At 45.9% G+C, this 19,622-nt stretch carries 8 protein-coding genes and 1 pseudogene; 4 read left to right on the top strand and 5 right to left on the bottom strand.

What is annotated here, in order from left to right:
• The first annotated feature begins 370 nt into the window (after window positions 1-370).
• Window positions 371-628 (top strand): hypothetical protein, encoded by a 258-nt coding sequence (locus tag ACED60_RS21430; protein WP_016788617.1) that lies wholly within the window; start codon window positions 371-373, stop codon window positions 626-628.
• 108 nt (window positions 629-736) lie between these two features.
• On the opposite strand, the gene ACED60_RS21425 is transcribed toward ACED60_RS21430, so the two are convergent.
• The 5 genes from ACED60_RS21425 to ACED60_RS21405 form a co-directional block, all read right to left on the bottom strand.
• Window positions 737-1,297, bottom strand: a complete 561-nt coding sequence (locus ACED60_RS21425; RefSeq protein WP_017102894.1) for a cupredoxin family protein — start codon at window positions 1,295-1,297, stop codon at window positions 737-739.
• A 107-nt stretch (window positions 1,298-1,404) separates the two neighbouring features.
• Entirely contained in the window at window positions 1,405-4,548 is a 3,144-nt protein-coding gene (locus ACED60_RS21420) for an efflux RND transporter permease subunit (RefSeq protein WP_371728436.1), read from the bottom strand.
• Complete coding sequence (locus ACED60_RS21415) at window positions 4,545-6,287, bottom strand: efflux RND transporter periplasmic adaptor subunit (protein ID WP_371728435.1); 1,743 nt, start codon at window positions 6,285-6,287, stop codon at window positions 4,545-4,547. Before ACED60_RS21415 ends, ACED60_RS21420 begins: the two co-directional genes overlap by 4 nt.
• 11 nt (window positions 6,288-6,298) lie before the next feature.
• Entirely contained in the window at window positions 6,299-7,741 is a 1,443-nt protein-coding gene (locus ACED60_RS21410; protein WP_122046296.1) for a TolC family protein, read from the bottom strand.
• 99 nt (window positions 7,742-7,840) lie between these two features.
• A complete protein-coding gene (locus ACED60_RS21405; RefSeq protein ID WP_017059270.1) occupies window positions 7,841-8,305 on the bottom strand; it encodes a hypothetical protein in 465 nt (154 codons plus the stop codon).
• Between the two features lie 233 nt (window positions 8,306-8,538).
• On the opposite strand from ACED60_RS21405, the gene ACED60_RS21400 reads away from it, so the two are divergent.
• The 3 genes and pseudogenes from ACED60_RS21400 to ACED60_RS21390 all read left to right on the top strand — a co-directional run bounded on the left by ACED60_RS21400 (window position 8,539) and on the right by ACED60_RS21390 (window position 19,397).
• Window positions 8,539-15,798, top strand: a complete 7,260-nt coding sequence (locus ACED60_RS21400; protein WP_371728434.1) for a VCBS domain-containing protein — start codon at window positions 8,539-8,541, stop codon at window positions 15,796-15,798.
• Window positions 15,762-15,848 (top strand): annotated as a pseudogene (locus ACED60_RS21395) (VCBS domain-containing protein); the annotation flags it as partial. The gene ACED60_RS21400 and the pseudogene ACED60_RS21395, both read left to right, overlap by 37 nt.
• Before the next feature lie 135 nt (window positions 15,849-15,983).
• The gene (locus ACED60_RS21390) at window positions 15,984-19,397 is read left to right on the top strand and encodes a VCBS domain-containing protein (protein WP_371728433.1); all 3,414 of its coding nucleotides are present in this window, start codon (window positions 15,984-15,986) and stop codon (window positions 19,395-19,397) included.
• Window positions 19,398-19,622: the final 225 nt, after the last annotated feature.

Genomic DNA, 19,622 nt, shown 5'->3' with positions numbered 1-19,622 from the left:
TTACCTCAGCCTTCCAAGCTGATGATGCGGGTTCGATTCCCGCTGCACGCTCCAATTCCTATTTATGTTTCGTTACGTGTTTTCTTCCAGCGATACCCTATTCAAAAAACTTCTCCGCTCGTTAAATCTATAAGCATTAATCCATATAGCTTAAACCCATTTTGTTAAGTCTAACCAACCAACGCTAATTGAGCCGCTAGCGCTATTAACTCCTTAAATCGCTTCGAATTTCTTAAACCTTTCCCATCACATATTGCAGTCTAGCTTTTAACGATTTTCAAAATTGTTCCAATTTAATAATCTTGGTCAATATCTGCAAAAATCATTGTGTTAATGTGCGCGCATTAGCAACAACCAAAAATAATTAAAAATGTTTAAAAGCAATGAGTTAACAATAAACATCGAAGCAATCAATGTCGCACTGTCAAAAGTCGAAAATGCGAACAAAATTCAGCTTAATACGTTGAAAGGTTATGTGAGCAGCGAACCAGAACAGGCCGTGCTTGCGTTTCGTTCTTTGAATGAAGTGGAATCGATCGACGACAAGCTTAAGAAGATCATGTCAGAGCTACCACACCTCAGTGGCGAAGCTCACCACCTACTAGAAACATCGATCCTATTACAGTAGTGGCCAAGAAAGATAAGTCTCAACTAGCGTGATGAACTAAGACTTATCTTTTAGCTTTCTGTTTTTAGTACTTTTCTAGCAGCTATTTCTAGCTCTATTAGATAATGCCTAAAGCGTTATCGACTTCGCCATGCCCGCTTCCGCATGTCCTGGAATATTGCAGGCAAATTCGACTTGATTATCACCGTGGAAATGCCAAAGCATCTGCTTTGCTTTGCCCGGCTTAACTGTAACTGTGCTGCCCGAGTCATGAGCGTGATTACCCATGTTTTTCATCATTTCACGGTGCTCTAACTGCTCTGAAGCAGAACCAATCGAGAATTCGTGATCAATCTTGCCCGTGTTCATAACAACGAACTGCACCACGTCGTTCGGCTCAATATCAACCTTGTTCTTAAAGGTGATTTTCATATCGTCACTTAACAGAACATGAACCACTTTATCCGGCTTTGCGCCTGTCGCAGGCATACCCACTTCAGACATGCCTTCCATATTCATCATTCCATCCATATTCATCATCTTCGAATGGTCCATCTTTCCATCCTTCATCATGCTGTGATCCATTTTTGAATGATCCATCTCTCCACTCTTCATCATCGAATGGTCCATTTCAGCAAAAGCCGTTGCAGTAGTTAACGTCAGTGCAATCGCAATAAGTGTCTTTTTCATGATCGTTCCTTAGATTAATTCAGTTATTTATTTGTTAGTTTCACATGTTCATGTGGTACGCCCTTACTCACTCTGTTTTTGGTCAGTAAGGGCTAATAATCAATACGTTATTTGTTTGGTTCGTTTTGGCTATGCGTAATCTCACGCTGTTTCCAGAGCTTAAAGATTGCAGGCAACACCAGTAGGGTAAGCAATAGTGCAGACGCCATTCCGCCTATCATCGGCGCAGCAATTCGCTGCATCACTTCAGAGCCCGTTCCCTCGCCATACATAATTGGGATGAGGCCAATAATCACAGTAAGTACCGTCATCATCACTGGGCGAACACGCAGTCCTGCGCCCTCACGAATCGCATCCGTTAAGTCTTCACTCTGAAGTGCTTGCTGGTTCTGCTCCGCATCCAATTTTTTGTAGTGCCATGCTTGGTTTAGGTAGACCAACATAATGACGCCTATCTCAACAGCTACCCCGGCAAGGGCGATAAAGCCCACACCCACCGCAATCGAGAAATTGTAATTGAGGACATGCATCAGCCATAGGCCACCAACCATCGCGAGTGGCAATGTCAGCATAATCATCATCACCTCACCAACACGGCGGAAGCTGAGGTAGAGCAACAACATGATGATGGCGATGGTGATTGGCACAACGACACTCAAACGATCCTTCGCACGCTCCATGTATTCGTATTGACCAGACCACGCCAGTGAATAACCCGCAGGTAAGACGATTTGATCTGTAACGACTTTTTGCGCCTCTGCCACGTAAGAGCCAAGGTCGCGACCTTCGATGTCAACGAACACCCAACCATTAGGACGCGCGTTCTCCGTCTTAATCATTGGTGGTCCATCTTCATAGCGAATATCTGCGACATCAGACAAAGCAATTCGCGCTCCATTTGGTGTCACCAACGGCAGGTTCTGCAACTTAACGACAGAATCACGATAGCTTTGTGGATAACGAACATTGATTGGGTAACGCTCTAGCCCCTCAACGGTTTCGCCCACGTTCATGCCGCCAACCGCAGTCGAAATAACCTGTTGCACTTCTTTAATGCTCAAGCCATATCGCGCAGCTGAGCGACGTTTAATGTCTATCGTCACATAACGACCACCCGCAACACGCTCAGCGTAGACAGAAGCCGTACCACTCACGCTATTGAGGATGGGTTCAAGTTGAGAGCCAATATCCTCAATCACGCTCAGATCTGGGCCTGCGATTTTGATGCCGATTGGGGTTTTGATTCCGGTCGCTAACATGTCGATACGGGTTTTGATTGGCATAACCCACGCATTGGTTAAACCTGGGAATTGAATCAGATCATCAAACTCTTTACGCAGAGACTCAGTGGTGACGCCGTCACGCCACTCGTCTCGCGGTTTAAGCTGAATCACGGTTTCAATCATGGTTAACGGTGCAGGATCGGTTGCCGTCTCTGCTCGACCAATTTTGCCCCACGTGGTTTCGACTTCTGGAATGGTTTTGATGAGCTTGTTGGTTTGTTGCAACAACTCTCGAGCCTTACCTATTGAGATACCCGGATACGTGGTTGGCATGTACATCAAATCCCCTTCGTCCAAAGGAGGGATGAATTCACTACCAAGCTTACTGGTTGGGTAATAAGCAGACGCCATTAAGCCAAGTGCGATAACAATCATCACCTTGGGATATTTTAGGCTGAGGTTTAGAAGCGGTTTATACATCGCCACTAGGCTACGGTTTACTGGGTTTTTATGTTCAGGTAGCACGTTACCGCGAATGAAATAACCCATTAACACAGGCACCAGCGTGATTGCCAAACCGGCTGCTGTAGCCATCGCATACGTCTTGGTAAACGCAAGTGGCGAGAACATCTTGCCCTCTTGCCCTTCTAGCGCGAACACAGGCACAAAGCTCAAGGTAATGATAATCAGAGAGAAGAACAGCGGTGCGCCAACTTCTTCAGCTGCCTTACCAATCACCTGCCAACGGTTTTTGTCAGTGAGCGGAGTCCGTTCAATGTGTTTATGAACGTTCTCAATCATCACGATGGCACCATCCACCATGGCGCCAATCGCAATCGCGATCCCGCCAAGAGACATAATGTTGGCGTTAATACCCTGCCAATGCATAACGATGAATGCGCCTAAGATACCGACAGGCAGACTTAGCGCGATAACCAGTGATGATCGGATATGGAACAAGAACAGCGCACACACGACGGCGACCACGATGAACTCTTCAGCCAGCTTCTTCCAAAGGTTTTCAACGGCTGAATCAATCAAAGTAGAACGGTCATAAGTTGCGACAATCTCGACACCATCAGGTAAGCCAGCTTGCAGTTCAGCGAGTTTGGATTTCACCGAGTCGATCACTTCGCTGGCATTTTCACCAAAGCGCATCACGATAACGCCGCCAACCGCTTCTCCTTCACCATTGAGTTCCGAGATACCACGACGCATTTGCGGGCCGAGGTTAATGTCAGCAATGTCACCTAATAGTAGCGGTGTACCTTTGTCTGTCACTTTTAACGGCAGAGATTGAATGTCTTCGATGCTTGTCAGGTAACCCGTCGTACGAACCATGTGCTCGGCTTCGGCAATCTCGACAACAGATGCACCGGTTTCTTGATTACCATCTTGGATTGCCTTGTTGACTTGCTGAAGCGTCAGGTCATATGCACGTAACTTGGCCGGATCAATCTGTACTTGATACTGCTTCACCATGCCGCCAACGGTCGCCACTTCAGACACGCCTTCTACGGTTTGCAACTCATACTTCAAGAACCAATCTTGCAAACTACGAAGTTCCGCTAAGTCGTGCTGACCGGTTTTATCTTGCAACACGTAGCTGTAAACCCAGCCCACACCGGTTGCATCTGGCCCTAGTGTTGGCTTGGCACTCGATGGCAAGTTAGGTGCAACTTGGCTTAAGTACTCCAACACTCGTGAACGCGCCCAGTACATATCAGTATCATCATTGAAGATGATATAGACATAGGAATCACCAAAAAACGAGTAACCACGAACCGTTTCAGCTCCTGGTACGGCTAACATGGCGGTGGTCAATGGATAAGTCACCTGATCTTCGACCACTTGTGGCGCTTGCCCCGGATAACTGGTTTTGATGATCACCTGAACGTCTGACAAATCAGGAATGGCATCGACAGGTGTATTTTTAACACTGTATAAGCCACCAAATACGATAGCGACCGTGGCAACCAGAACCAAGAATCGGTTACTGATGGACCAACGAATGATTGCATTGATCATAACGTGCCCTCACCCGTGCTATTCGTCGGTTCGAGAGATTTGAGCACATAATCAGAACCTTGCTTCGCTACTAGAAACCGAATGCTTTGACCCTCGGTAAACTCGGATAAATCAAGGTCATCACTTGCTTGGAAGTTCATTTCACCCGCCTTCCAATCCCAGTCAGGCACTGGCTTGTGATTTACCGTGACCATTCCGAAGTCTGCCATCAGCATGGTGATGTCTCCCTTTACCCACACTTCGCCCGCCATTTGATGTTCGCTTACCTTGTAGTCAACGACTTCATACTGGCCTGATTCCGTTTTGATCATCTCAAAATCAATAACTTGACCACGCTTAACGTCTCTCATATCTAAGCCTTCAGCGAAGGTAAAGTTCATCACCATGCCCGGCCAATCCCATTCTGGAACGGGTTGATGGTTAATCGTCACCATGCGGCTGCCTTGCATAACATCGGAAATTTCACCGTTCGCCCACACCGTTTCGGCTTCTTCTTCAACACCATTAATGCGTGAAAGATCAGCCGATTGACTCGATTCAGAATCCAACATGAAGTGTGCAGAAGTGACAATGTCCTCACCTTTCTGCAACCCTTGAATCACCTCTATTTTTTCGCCGGCTTCACGACCAACCTCAATACGCGCTGAACGGTATTTTCCATCACCCTCATACAGCACTACTCGTGTCATGCCGCCAGAATGAATCACCGACGATCTTGGGATAGTAAGAACAGATTCATCACTGATCGGTTTCAGTGCAATATTGGCAAACATGTTCGGCTTAAGCTCGCCACGCGGGTTAGAGAACTTCAAACGAACGCGCAAGGTTCGAGTTTTTGGGTCAAGGATTGGGTAAACGTAATCAACATTACCCACCCACTCTTTGCCGGGAATGGCATCTAGCGTCATCACCGCATTGCTGCCTGATGAGATCCAGTGCGCTTGGCGCTCAAACACCTCAGCATCAACCCATACTTCGCCTAGTGGGCCTGCACTGATCACCGCTTGTGCAGGTGAAAGGTAACCACCTTCTCGGATATTCAGACTTGCAATGACACCATCGGCTGGTGCTTTAATTTCAATGGTTTGCGAAGCTTTGCCTTGTCGCGTAATAGCGCGGATTTGCGTCTTATCAACACCCAAGGTAATCAAGCGTTCAGTCGAGCCCTTGATCAAACCTTTACGACCCGTTTTATAAGCACTGATCAACTCTTCTTGTGCTTTAACAATCTCTGGAGAATAGAGTGTGAAAAGCACATCACCTTTGTTTACCTTCTCACCCACTGCGTTGATGTAGAGCTTCTCAACCCAACCAGAAACACGCACGTTGGTTTGCCATAGCGCACTTTCATCAAATGCCACGTAGCCAACCGTTTCAATGCGCGGTGATAGCGCTTCTCGTGTTACTTGTGCGGTTTTAACGCCAAGGTTATTTTCCACGGAAGAATCAATAAACACGGTTCCGGGCTTATCTTTGGCTCCGCCGTTCACATCGTCTGCATACACAGGGATAAGATCCATCCCCATTGGCGATTGGCCCGGCTTATCACGCTGATAATTTGGGTCCATCGGAGCCACCCAATACAAAGGTTCATCCTTGGTTTGTTTACTTACTTCGGCATCTGTACTCGTTGCCATTGCTGACATGTCGTGTGCTGGATTAATTAGAAAATGGTTCACACCAAAACCCAATGCACCACCGACCAATAAAGCGATTGTTGCTACTTTTACTGTACTCATTGTCTATTCCCTTATTGATTGGCTGTGTGTTTAGTTGCGCTTGAGTTGAGTTGTGGTTGGTTTACTTGGTATTCAAAGCCACTGACTAACGCCGCCAGTTTGCTGTTAACGATGTTGAGATCGGTGATCAAACGTTGTTGCTCTAACTTAAGCGCCAGCTCATCGGTCGTTGCTAAAATGACATCGTTAAACTGAGCGGTATTGTTTTGATAGCCCCTCTCAACCGCGCTGATTCGTGCTGCGGTTTGAGGAAGCAAGGACGTTTGATAGCGATCTAATCGCTGGATCAGATTTGATCTGTCCACCAGCAATGCGTTCACTTGCGCGTTCATTTGGGAAAGTAAGGTGTCTTTTTGAGATTTAGCCGCACCAACTTGATACTGAGCAGCCGATAAGTTTTTATCTTGTCGGCTCCCTGTAAACAGCGGGATGTCGACTGTCAGATAAGCACTCACAAGATCAGAAGCTGGTTCACCCGCCATGTTATTGGCTTGACGGTGTGCATACATCACTTCCACCCCAAACTGCGGGGTATAAGCCTGCTCGGCTAACTCAACCTGAGTTTGATTGGAGGAAATACTGACATCGGAGATCTTAACCAAAGGATGGTCAGTCAGTAGCTGGTAGTGCTTAGTTGAATCGATATTGGTCGCTAATTTGCTTTCCAACAACGACCAATCGATTTGGTTAGTTGCACTCAGTGTTCCCTGAGAATCAAGAACCTGAGAGCCTAGCCAATCAGAACCCAACCATTCAGAAAGCTGAGAGATTAAACGGCGCTGAACCTGCTGGTTTGCCTGTAGTTTCTCATCAAGCTTGCTCACTTGAAGCTGAGCATTAAGCAGATCTTGCGCTTCACTTTTACCAATCGAGTAATTGGTTTGTACATAGTTTTCAAGCTCAACCAACAAACGACGATTTTGACGAATCACCGACTCAGCCTTTTGCTGATAACCTAACTCAAGCCAAAGCTGCGTCATGCTATTTGCAACCGTCAATTCTCTTGCTTGTACCTGCAAAGCTAAAGCATCTGCCTGTTGGCCTGCCTTTTTCTGTTGGAGGTTAAGCGTATCGCCACGCTCAAACTGCTGCATCAGCCCTACCGATATATTGGTCATCGGATCTTCGTCGAATTGAAAGCTATCGACAGGCAACCCCCCAAATCCAACTTTCAATTTCGGGTCCATTAAGGTCGAGCTGGCAATGCCCGTTTCTCGCATCGCTTGAGACTGGGCAAAGTACTGTTTGCGATTTCCATCTTCGCTTAAAGCAATCTCAATCAGTGTATTGAGTTGCTGCGTCGAGCTTGATTGGTCATGTGCTGAAATGTGTTGAGCATTTGAAGCTGACGCCGTGGTAGCCGCGAGCGTAGCACTTGAAAACAAGGCTATAGGCAAGGCAGCAGCAACCACTAAGCTCGTGTTCATGACAAACACAGAGGTTGTTGGTTTCATATTCACAATGAATGTCCATATCTAGCGCTAATTAGCGCATAAAAAAGAATGGCTTATCAGATTTATCTTACTGATAGAGCTGTATTTTTAGATATAGATTTATGCGGAAGGTGGGCGTAGCAAAGATTGAGCGCGTGCGACTTTCTGGCCAATCGTGACCGATTGAAAACGAGCTAATGAAAAGGAAAGTTGATCAACGGCTTGAACAGCCTGGATTGGATAGGGACTTGCAGAACACATTGAGGCACAGCAATCGGCACTCGAACAATGGTTACCCATCATCGGACTGCCGTCTTCGCTCATTGAAGACATATCGAATTGAGCCATCAAAGCATGGGCACTCATGTTAGAGTCTTCAGCGTGTACTTCTTCACTCATCACATGACACCCTGCCATTGAATCATTAACCGAAGTATCGCTGTGGTAACAAGCCGACTTGCTCGACCCCATTTCCATCATCATTACTTCAGTCATCAAGGCTGAGGAGCTTGAGGCATAGCTAGACATCAACATCGCAATGATGCTGAAAACAATAATCCAAGTTTTTCGGAATGTGTTTGTCATAGTTTACCTTTGAATTTACAACGCAACTATAAACGTTCCCCTTAGGGTAAGGTCAATGCCATTGTGCCGATATTTACCTGACCGTTGAAAAAGTATTCATCCTCTCTTTCATCAAAATGAGATAATTCTTCGACTTTGCAGTTTTTTCTTTAAAAATTATCCAATTAGCTAGCGAAACCTCTATCTGTGTATTTTACTTAAGATAGTGCAACCACGATTCACGGATGATAAAAATGGCTAACAAAAAAAACGTCGAAACAAACAAGAAAAATACAGAAATCAAAAATAAGAAAAGTAACGAGCTAGAGCAAAAGAAACCAACACAAAAAAAGAAGCGCAGACTGCATTCACATCTAAAAGTGAATATCCCACTTTTTCAGTCACTCATGATGATTTTGCCATCATTGGCTAAACACGCTGCTGCAGAAAGTATAGACAATTCCAGCGACGCAGCAGATCAAGTAACCGCAAATAACGTGACCGAAAAAGATGTCACCGATGACCATAACAAGGCGGACTCATCAGCGGTTGCTCTCCAAGAAGCTCAGACGAGTGACAACGACGTAAACTCAACCTTAAGTGCAAGTCATGCCGCCCATGGTTCGAGCTCTCACTTGGTTCCTTCTCATCATTTATCGACGCTTTCTCACCCGCAAGTCCATTACATTCCTTCGGTATCGATGCCGACTATCTCCTCAGGAAGTAACGGTCAGCCGACTCATTCGAATGCGCCTACGACGCCCGCTTTACCCGTCACCTTTATGCCAGAAGTCATAAAAGGTACGTACGGAGAGCTTCATGTTGATGCAAATGGTCAATACACATTCGTATTGAATCCAAATTCTCCTCAGTACATCCTGTTAAATCAGCACCAACCAGGTACTGACCATTTTGCGTTACATCTATCTAATGGCTCGAGCATCATTGTCCAGATACCAGTAACAGGTAAGCAAGACACGCCAAGTATTTCTGGAGACTTAACTGGCGTTGTCACAGAAGATCACAATATTGATTCACAAGGCTTGTTACATGCGAACGGCAAAATCGATGTCATAGACCCTGACCAAAATGAAAGTTCGGTTACACCGGAAGTTATCTCAGGTAAATATGGTTCATTAACCATCGACGCAGATGGGCATTGGCAGTATCAAGTTGATAACTCTCTTTCGAATGTTCAAGCGTTAACCGCAGCCACCTCATTACACGAAAGCTTCACAATTCACACCAAAGATGGCACACCGCAAACGATCGATATGACGATTGGCGGAAACGACGACAATGCCGTAATTACGGGTGTGGATGCTGGCACGTTAACTGAAGATTTAACGACACAAGTTCAAGGGCAGCTTTCGGTAACAGATTCAGATCTTGGAGAAGATCATTTCCAGGCATCACAAGTAACTAGCAATTTCGGTACGCTAAGCATCACCAAAGACGGTGCGTGGACATACAATTTAGACAACAATAACCCAGTAGTTCAAAGACTTGGCCAAGGTTCAACTGCGACAGACATCGTCACTGTTCACTCTGCCGATGGCACAGCACATCAAGTTACGGTTACGATTAATGGCACCAACGACCATGCGGTAATCACGAGTAGTACAGCAAATTCACCAAGTTCGTTTTTCGCTATCGGGACAAGTAATGGCTCAAGCCAAGTTACTGAAGATAAAGACCTAACGGTTTCAGGCCAACTCAACATCACCGATATCGACTCAAAAGAGGCGCATTTTTCTAATTCCGACCTCAAGGGGACACTGGGTACTTTACACCTTAAAGACAATGGCGATTGGACCTACGATCTAGATAATAAAAATCCACAAGTTCAGGCTCTTGGTCAAGGCTCTGCGACAACAGACATCATAACCATCCACTCCGCCGACGGCACTCCTCATCAAATTGCAATTACCGTTAACGGCACCAATGATAAAGCCGTGATAAGTGGAACCAGTGCCGGCGCGGTAACCGAAGAGTCCCAACTTCAGACCTCGGGCATACTGACTGTTACGGATGTGGATACCGGTGAAGCGCACTTCGCTACTTCATCCACAGGAAGTACCGATATTGCAGGCTCGTTTGGTACGCTTCATCTGACCGATACTGGTTCTTGGACGTACGATCTTGATAACACTAACCCGACCGTTCAAGCATTAGGTAAGGGCTCGACAGCTACTGATACCATCACCGTTCATTCTGCTGATGGCACGCCGCATCAAGTGACTATCACAGTAAATGGCACTAATGACGCAGCTACTGTCAGCAGTGCGACCGTTGCCATCTATGAAACCGACAAAGCGGTAACCACCTCAGGCACACTAACCAGTACTGACGTGGATAACCCAGACAATGCGTTTACGCCGGATTCTATTTCAGGCACCAACGGTGACCTGACTATCGATGCTAATGGTCATTGGGCGTTCACCGCGAACGGTGCGTTTAACCAATTAAACGTCGGCGATAAGGTCGAAGAAACCTTCACGGTGTCGTCTGTTGATGGCACACCGTCCACTATCAAGGTGACAATTAACGGTACTAACGACACCGCAACTGTCAGTAGCGCGACCGTTGCCATCGATGAGACTGACAAAGCAGTAACTACCTCAGGAACCCTAACCAGCACCGATGTGGACAACCCAGACAACACGTTTACTCCGGATTCCATTGCTGGCACCAATGGCGACCTCACCATTGATGCCACAGGCCACTGGGTATTCACTGCCAACAGCGCGTTTAATCAACTAAACGTTGGCGACAAAGTCGAAGAAACCTTTACTGTATCGTCTGTTGATGGCACACCTTCGACCATCAAAATCACTATTAATGGTACCAATGACAAAGCCGTGATAAGCGGAACAAGTGCCGGCGCGGTCACCGAAGAATCTCAACTTCAAACCTCTGGCTCACTGACTGTGACTGATGTTGATGCCGGTCAAGCACACTTCTCCAATACCGATATTGCTGGGACTTTAGGCACCTTACACCTCACTAATTCGGGGACATGGACTTACGACTTAGATAACACCAACCCAACCGTTCAAGCGTTAGGTAAAGGAACAACCGCTACCGATACCATTACTGTTCATTCTGCTGACGGCACACCACATCAAATTACTATTACGGTTAATGGCACTAACGACAAGGCCATCTTTGGCGGTACAAACTCTGGTGCAGTGACTGAAGAATCTCAACTTCAAACCTCTGGTACGTTGACTGTCACTGACGTAGATACCGGCGAAGCACACTTCTCCAACACAGATATCGTAGGCAACATGGGGACGCTGCACCTGACAGATTCTGGTTCTTGGACGTACGCTCTTGACAATACAAACCCTAACGTTCAAGCGCTAGGCAAAGGAGCAACCGCTACCGATACCATCACTGTTCATTCTGCTGATGGCACGCCACATCAAGTGACTATCACAGTAAATGGCACCAATGATACGGCTGTAATTGGCGGTACAAGTGCTGGCGCAGTAACAGAAGAGACACAACTACAAACTACTGGCACATTAACCATTACTGATACCGATAGCGGTGAAGCACACTTTGCTAATACTGATATCCAAGGCTCCTTAGGTACATTACATCTAACAGATAATGGCGCTTGGACCTACGACTTAGATAACACTAACCCAGCAGTTCAAGCGTTAGGTAATGGCGCAACCGCTACTGATACCATTACCGTTCATTCAGCCGATGGCACACCTCATCAAGTCACCATTAAAGTGAACGGCACTAATGATAATGCTGTGGTAGGTGGAGTAGATACTGCAAGTGTCACTGAGAAAGCGGCTGGAGATAATATGTCACCAGATCATGCTCAATCGGGTATGGCGACACTTCGAGTTAGTACACTAAACGCTAATGGACACTTATCTGTGATTGATCCTGACTCTGGTCAGTCTGGCTTTGCTGATAATAATGTGGGGTATAACTATCACGGTACATATGGTGACTTAATTTTAAATCCAAATGGAGATTGGGATTACTATGCCGATGCTGGAAGTCTCAGTCACATTGGTGGAAGGCCCACAACCAGAGGCTCCGCTATCGATAAATTAGGTGAGGGTGAAACACTCACAGACACTATCACCGTTCACACAAAAGATGGAACACCACATAATATAGTCATCACTATCAATGGTAGTAACGACAGGCCTTATTGCTCTTCAGAAGTACAACTCAACGCAGGTACTGAAGATACGAGACAAACCATTACAGCTGCACAACTGTTACAAAATTCAATAGATGTCGATAAAAATGACTCTGGACTGCTTACAGTAGCAAACCTTCATCCAGATCACGGCTCGATTTTAGATAACCAAAATGGTACATACACTTTCACACCAGAAAAAGACTATAACGGTAAAGTTCATTTCACCTATGATGTCAAAGATGCACATGGCGGTGTCACTCATACTGGAGCTACCAGCAGTTTAAGTGCAGTTGCTGATAAAGCGGTTATAAGCGGTAGTGATACCGGAACGATTATTGAAGATCATAATGTGGGTCACAGTTCATTACAGCCTGTCGTTGCATCGGGTTTGCTGAGTGTGACAGATCCTGATGCAGGGCAAGACCATTTTCAGGTCAATCTGTTATTAGGAGAACAGGCGATTCACGATCCCTTTGGTGGTTTTTTACGCATTACACCAAGTGGCGCTTGGGGATATGAAGTAGCCAATAGTCGCTTGCAATCATTAGCTGAAGGTGAAGTAGAAAAAGTTGTATATCGTGTTTATTCTGCAGACCACACTGCTCACGATATAACAATAACGGTGACAGGCACCAATGATCAACCGACCATAACTGCGACGACACTTGCACATGGCACTGAAGATACACATTACCAAATGCAATCTAGTCAGTTTGGATTCAGTGATATCGACACAGGCGATACGTTACATTCCATAGCAATCACAGATCTACCATCAGTAACACAAGGTAAGTTTGTGCTTGATGGACACGATGTTACAACGGGACAACACATCCCTACAGCTGACATCAGTAAGCTTCAGTTCGTTCCTGCGCAAGATTTTAATGGCGATGTTCAGTTTAAATATACTGTTAACGATGGGCATACCGACTCTGCAGAGGCTACCAACACACTTCATATTGATGCGGTGGGAGATAAAGCCGTTATATCAGGTGTGGATACTGGCGATGTTTATGAAAACAGAAACCCTGATATGTCGCCAGACTTTGCCCAGTCAGGTATGGCGCATTTAACTAATAGTATGATTCATGTTGAGGGGCAACTAACAATCATCGATCCAGATACCGGCGAGAATAGTTTTGATTCTAAAGGTATTGGTTATACCTATCATGGAAAATATGGCCATTTGATTCTTAATACAGATGGTAAATGGTTTTATGGTGTTGCGACCGGCACTGCTGATGTAAATGGTGGATTAACAACAAATGTAGGATCGACGATTGATCAACTTGGTGCAAATGAGACACTCACTGATACGATAACGATACAAAGTAAAGACGGTACTACTCATGATATTGTTATCACCATTCATGGCGACAACGACCGTCCATACTGCTCTTCAGAAGTGCAGCTCAACAGCGGTAAAGAAGACCTCGCGCAAACCATCACGGCCACCGAACTCTTAGCAAACACTATAGACGTGGATAGCAACGACCTAGGCAAACTCACCGTTGCGAATCTTCACGCTGATCATGGTTCTATTCAAGATAATCAAGACGGAACATACACTTTTACCCCAACCAAAGACTATAACGGCCAAGTTCATTTTAGCTATGACGTCACAGATGCGCATGGCGGAACGACTCATACGGGGGCGTCTACCACACTCACGGCTACCCCAGACGGCGCCATCATTTCAGAAGTGACAACTGACCACGTCACTGAAGATGGTTCACACAGCAGCCACAATGCAGGGGTTACAACTGAGCTCGCGAATGGAAGACTACAAGTTGTGGATCCAGATAGCGGGGAGAATAAATTCCAATACAGCCAGTTTGGTGAAACAGCAGTTCACGATCCGTTTGGTGGCATGTTACGTATTGATAGCATGGGCAATTGGGGGTACAGCGTTAATAATGCCAATTTGCAACACCTTGCTCAAGGACAAACTGAAACCGTTGTCTACCGTGTTCATAGTTATGATGGAACGACATACGAGTTGCACATAGACGTTGTTGGCACCAATGACGCACCAACCGTTACCCAAGTTGCGCTAAGTAACGGCACTGAAGACACGCATTATCAAATGCAAGCGAGTCAGTTTGGATTTACGGATGTTGATAGTGGCGATACGCTACATTCAGTTGCAATCACAGATCTACCACCAGCAACCCAAGGTAAATTTGTGCTTGATGGACACGATGTTACAGCGGGGCAACACATCCCTACAGCTGACATCAGTAAACTTCAGTTCGTTCCTGCGCAAGATTTTAATGGCGATGTTCAGTTTAAATATACTGTTAACGATGGGCATGATGACTCACAAGAGGCTACTAACACTCTTCATATTGATGCGGTTGGTGACACAGCAGTAATCACTGGAACGACAACTGGCGATGTCGATGAAGGGCATGGTACCTATCATGATCGGTCACCAAACTACGCACAGCTTGGGATGGCTAAATTAACCAATGACCCTTTATATACTGATGGCAAGTTAGAGATTATTGACCCAGACACTGGCGAAGCACAATTTGATACAAAAGGCATAGGCTACTCCTACCATGGCACTTATGGTCAATTAATACTAAATGCCGATGGTAATTGGCATTATAAGGTTACCGTTGGTAGTAACCAACAAAACGTAGCCACAAAGATCGATCAATTAGGCGATGGGCAAGAATTAACAGATACGATTACCATTTATTCTAAAGATGGTACTGCGCAAGACATAGTCATTACCATTCATGGTGATAATGATAGACCTTATATCAGTTCTGAAGTAACACTTTCCACAGGCACAGAAGATACAGCTCTTACTTTCACCAAAGCTGATTTATTAGCCAATACTGTCGACGTGGATGCCAATGACGCAGGTAAGCTTTCCATTGAGAATCTGTTAGTCGATCACGGGTCTGTTGTCGATAACAAAGATGGTACTTATACCTTTACTCCAACCAAAGACTACAACGGCCAAGTGCACTTCACTTATGACGTGACAGATGCTCATGGTGGAACGACTCATACAGGCGCAAACACGTCTCTTGCTGCTGTTAATGATGTCGCCACATTTGCCGGTGACTCCAGCAGCATAAAAGAAGATACAAACATTCACCACAACGCGCATATCACGGGGTCAGCAACTATTCCAGATGCCCTTTCTTGTCATGGGCACCTGATTGTATCTGACGCTGATGGTCATGGCGAAGCTGCATTAGATATCTTAAGGGGCAACCGAAAATATCTCTGGATGGAACCTACGGTCATTTCGACATCACTAGTACTGGGACATGGGTTTATAAAGCAGACAACAAGAGTACGCAGATTCAAGACTTAGACAATGGACAAACACTCACAGATAGCATTGAAGTCACATCAAAAGATGGTACCAAGCATTCAATAACCGTCACGATTAATGGGACCACCGATGATCCTGTTCTACACAGCCTCAGTGATTCTGGTGTTCAACATAGTGGTCCAGTTGAAGGGAATCTACTTACTGGCTCTGGGACGGATCAAGGATTGAGCGGTGCAGCAACAGACACCGATTCCAACGCACATCTGGTGTTGCAAGATATTCAAATAAAAGACCCGGTGTCAGGTTATGTCGCGGTAAGGCCGGGGCAACCACATACTATGGCCGGTATCGGTACACTCGCGATCGAAGCGAATGGTCATTATACCTTCACCCCGGAAGCTGGCTTTACAGGTAAAGTGCCAAGTATGGTTTATCGCGTCGGCGATGATGGCGGTAACCCAATAGGAGACTCTTCTCAAAATTCTCTCTCTATTGAAGTCACCCCTCCCCTGCAACATGCGCCAACGGTTACAGCGCAAACCGTTTCTACAAATGAAGACATCACCAGAACCTTTACAACCAGTGAATTTGGTTACAGTGATCAAGATGGTGACGCCCTGCAGTTCGTGACTATTAGCAGCATACCGAGTCATGGATTATTACTCTTAAACGGTAATGCCGTAACCGCCAACCAGCAAATCAGTAAGGCAGACTTAGACGCAGGTCATTTAACCTTTACGCCAATCAGTAATGAAAACGGTGCAAACTATGCGCAATTTACATTTACTGCAAATGATGGCCATCAAGATTCAGCAAGTGCAACGATGATAGTGGATGTTAATGCCGTCAATGATGCACCTATCGTTGGATCGAGTTTTATTAGTTCTTTAGAAGATAAACCTCATGCGTTCACCACTGCTGACTTTAAATACTCTGATATTGATGGCGATGCGTTAAACCATCTCACGATTACCAATGTCGCCCATGGCGTGCTAACTCTGAATGGCGTAACTGTGAATGTTGGCGATGATGTCAGCGCCTCCGACGTTTCATCACTCATCTTCACCCCAACTCACAACTATTTTAGTTCTGGTGTCAGCGGGTTAGGTGCAGTGCAATTTACAGCAAACGATGGTCACGTTGATTCAAAAGAAGGATCTATATTCATTAACATTGCTAATGTCGCCGACCCCGCAACATTCGGTGGAGATTCCACAGGAGTTGTTCAAGAAGACATAACACTTCAAGCGTCAGGTACGTTGACATCTAGCGATCCAGATGGAACTACAGGCTTTATTGCCGTTCAAGGTGGTGCTGGGATAGTAGGAAGTAAAGGTTATGGGCATGCACACATTGATAGTAATGGTCACTGGACTTACGACCTTGACAACAAACACCCTGTCGTTCAACAGCTTGCTCAAGGTCAGACAGACACTGAAACCATTACGGTTCAATCTGCAGATGGTACGCACCATGACATCGTGGTCACTATTACCGGAACCAACGACGCACCGATTCTCGGCGTTAACCAAACATCATCAACAGCAGGTACATTAACAGAGACAGATGTAGACGTTAATGACACTCATACCTTCTCTATTGTCAGTTCAACAGGTCAATTCGGTTCATTGTCGGTCGACCCAGACACTGGTGACTACATCTACACACCAAATACGTCTATCACAGGAATGAGTTATAACTCTGCCACCAACTCCTATCATGGTGTCGATGTATTCGAAGTAAAAGTCAGTGACGGCCATACTGAAGATTCGAAATTCATCACCTTTGATGCCTCGGGACATGTCACCATGTCACCAACGGGTGGCCTAGTAATATCAACCACAGTGCCTCAACAACCTACGGTTACAACGACACTACCAACCTTGCTAATGATCACCAACGTAGCGCCAACAAACTCGGTGACATTGAATTTGGCATCAACGAGTGACTCGGGTTCGTCGAACACTGACAACCTTACCAACGACACTACGCCAACGATTACCGGACACACTGATATTCCATTCTCGAAAGTCACTATTTACGATGGTTCCACACCCGTTGGACACGCGGTGTCTGATGCCTCTGGCCAATATAGTGTTGCCGTAAGCAGCTTATCGGAAGGCGATCATAATCTATCCGCCAAAGCGTTGGCTCCTTCGTCAGTGCTACCGGCTACCTCTTCGCTTCTTTCCGTCCATATAGATACACAAGTACACGTCGGTATTCAAACAGACCCGATTACCGCCGACAATGTGATTAATGCTCAAGAATCCAGTAGCTCCATTGACATCACCGGATCCGTTTCTGGCGATTTTAATGCAGGTGACATTGTGACTTTAGATGTAAATGGGACACAGCATACTGGCGTGGTCGATGCAAAAGGACACTATTCAATTGCCGTACCTGGCAGTGAGCTCATTGCCGATGCTGACCAAAAAATAGAGACATCAGTAGCGGTAACAGATAGCGCAGGTAATAGCGCTCATGCCACTGCAGATGTTACTTACCAAGTCGATACACAGGTTAGCGTTCCTACGATTACCTTTGAAAACGCAGGGGCAGACAACTTATACAGCAAAGCTGAAATCGCCCGAGGACAAGCAAACACGATCACTGCAACCGTTACGCCTCCTGGTGATGCCAAAATCGGAGAGCATCTTGTCGTTAACGGACAAGATCATGTATTAGATGCTCATACTCTGCAGCATGGAATACAAATTGAAGTTCATCCCGGTTCTAATGTACAAGCAACAATGACTGACGAACACGGTAATACCGCAGGTAGCCAAGGTTTCGCTGCAAGCGCTATTCCTGAACCTATCATTGTCAGACCACCATCGGGAAGCCACCAAGTATCTGGCACGCTTGGGGTTCCACCACTATTACCATCGTTAACTCCGGTACCAACAGCACAAAGCGGTTGGCGAATCCATTTACCTAACGGACAGTACGTCACTAGTCATCATGGCCAATACGGGACATTAACTATTGATCCTCAGACCGGTCATTTACATTATCAAGAGCAAGCCCAAGTTCACACGGGCCCACATGGCAGCGCTTCAGGTATCGGTCAACATGAAGATAAATTTGAAGTAGCATTGCAAGGGTCAAATCAAGATGAAGTGGTCGCCCATGTGAACATCCAGATACTCAGTCATGGGCCAGGAAATAGTGGAAAGCTGACAGTTGGAACTGAAGTGGTTGATATGACAATCACTCCTTTAGTCCATACATCGCACCCTGCTCCACCGCCACCGCCTCCTGTTCAACATGACGAGCCAGACATGGCTTCGCAAGCCGACTTTACGGTCACTCTAAGCGATGATAGTAATCTGGATTTAACCCAGCAGACCCATCAAGAACCCGATCAGAAAACCAGCCAACATGGTGCAGCCGCTTATCTGGATGCATTGGGCATAAAACCCGATGCGACATCGACAACGGTTCACGATCAACCTGCGGATATGGATATCGTACTTGCACAAGTCGACCAACAAGATACAACAACACATGACCAAGCGCACTTGGATATGTCAGACGCGTTGGAACACCATGACGCGAACATCAACCATAACCAAGATGATGATCACCACCACAACGATATCGATGGGTTACCGGACATAGATCCTAACTCATAACTTCAAGTGTAAGGTGCCTAATGCTTAGTGCCTAGTGCCTAGTGCTAGTAACTTACCACTTAAACTCTAGGCAAACACAATCGGGAGCATTAATTGCTCCCGATTGTTTCTCTCTAAAGAACATACAAACTTGAAAAAACGACAATCAAAAAGGGAGCACATGATGTGCTCCCTTTTATACTTTTCTATTTTCTTATTCGTATACTCTCATCGACTAGTTAACGT

The sequence above is a fragment of the Vibrio sp. 1F279 genome, from assembly GCF_041439815.1.
Taxonomy (GTDB): domain Bacteria; phylum Pseudomonadota; class Gammaproteobacteria; order Enterobacterales; family Vibrionaceae; genus Vibrio; species Vibrio tasmaniensis_A.
Note: the sequence above shows the minus strand (reverse complement) of the source record. Positions and strands in the feature narration are given on the sequence as shown.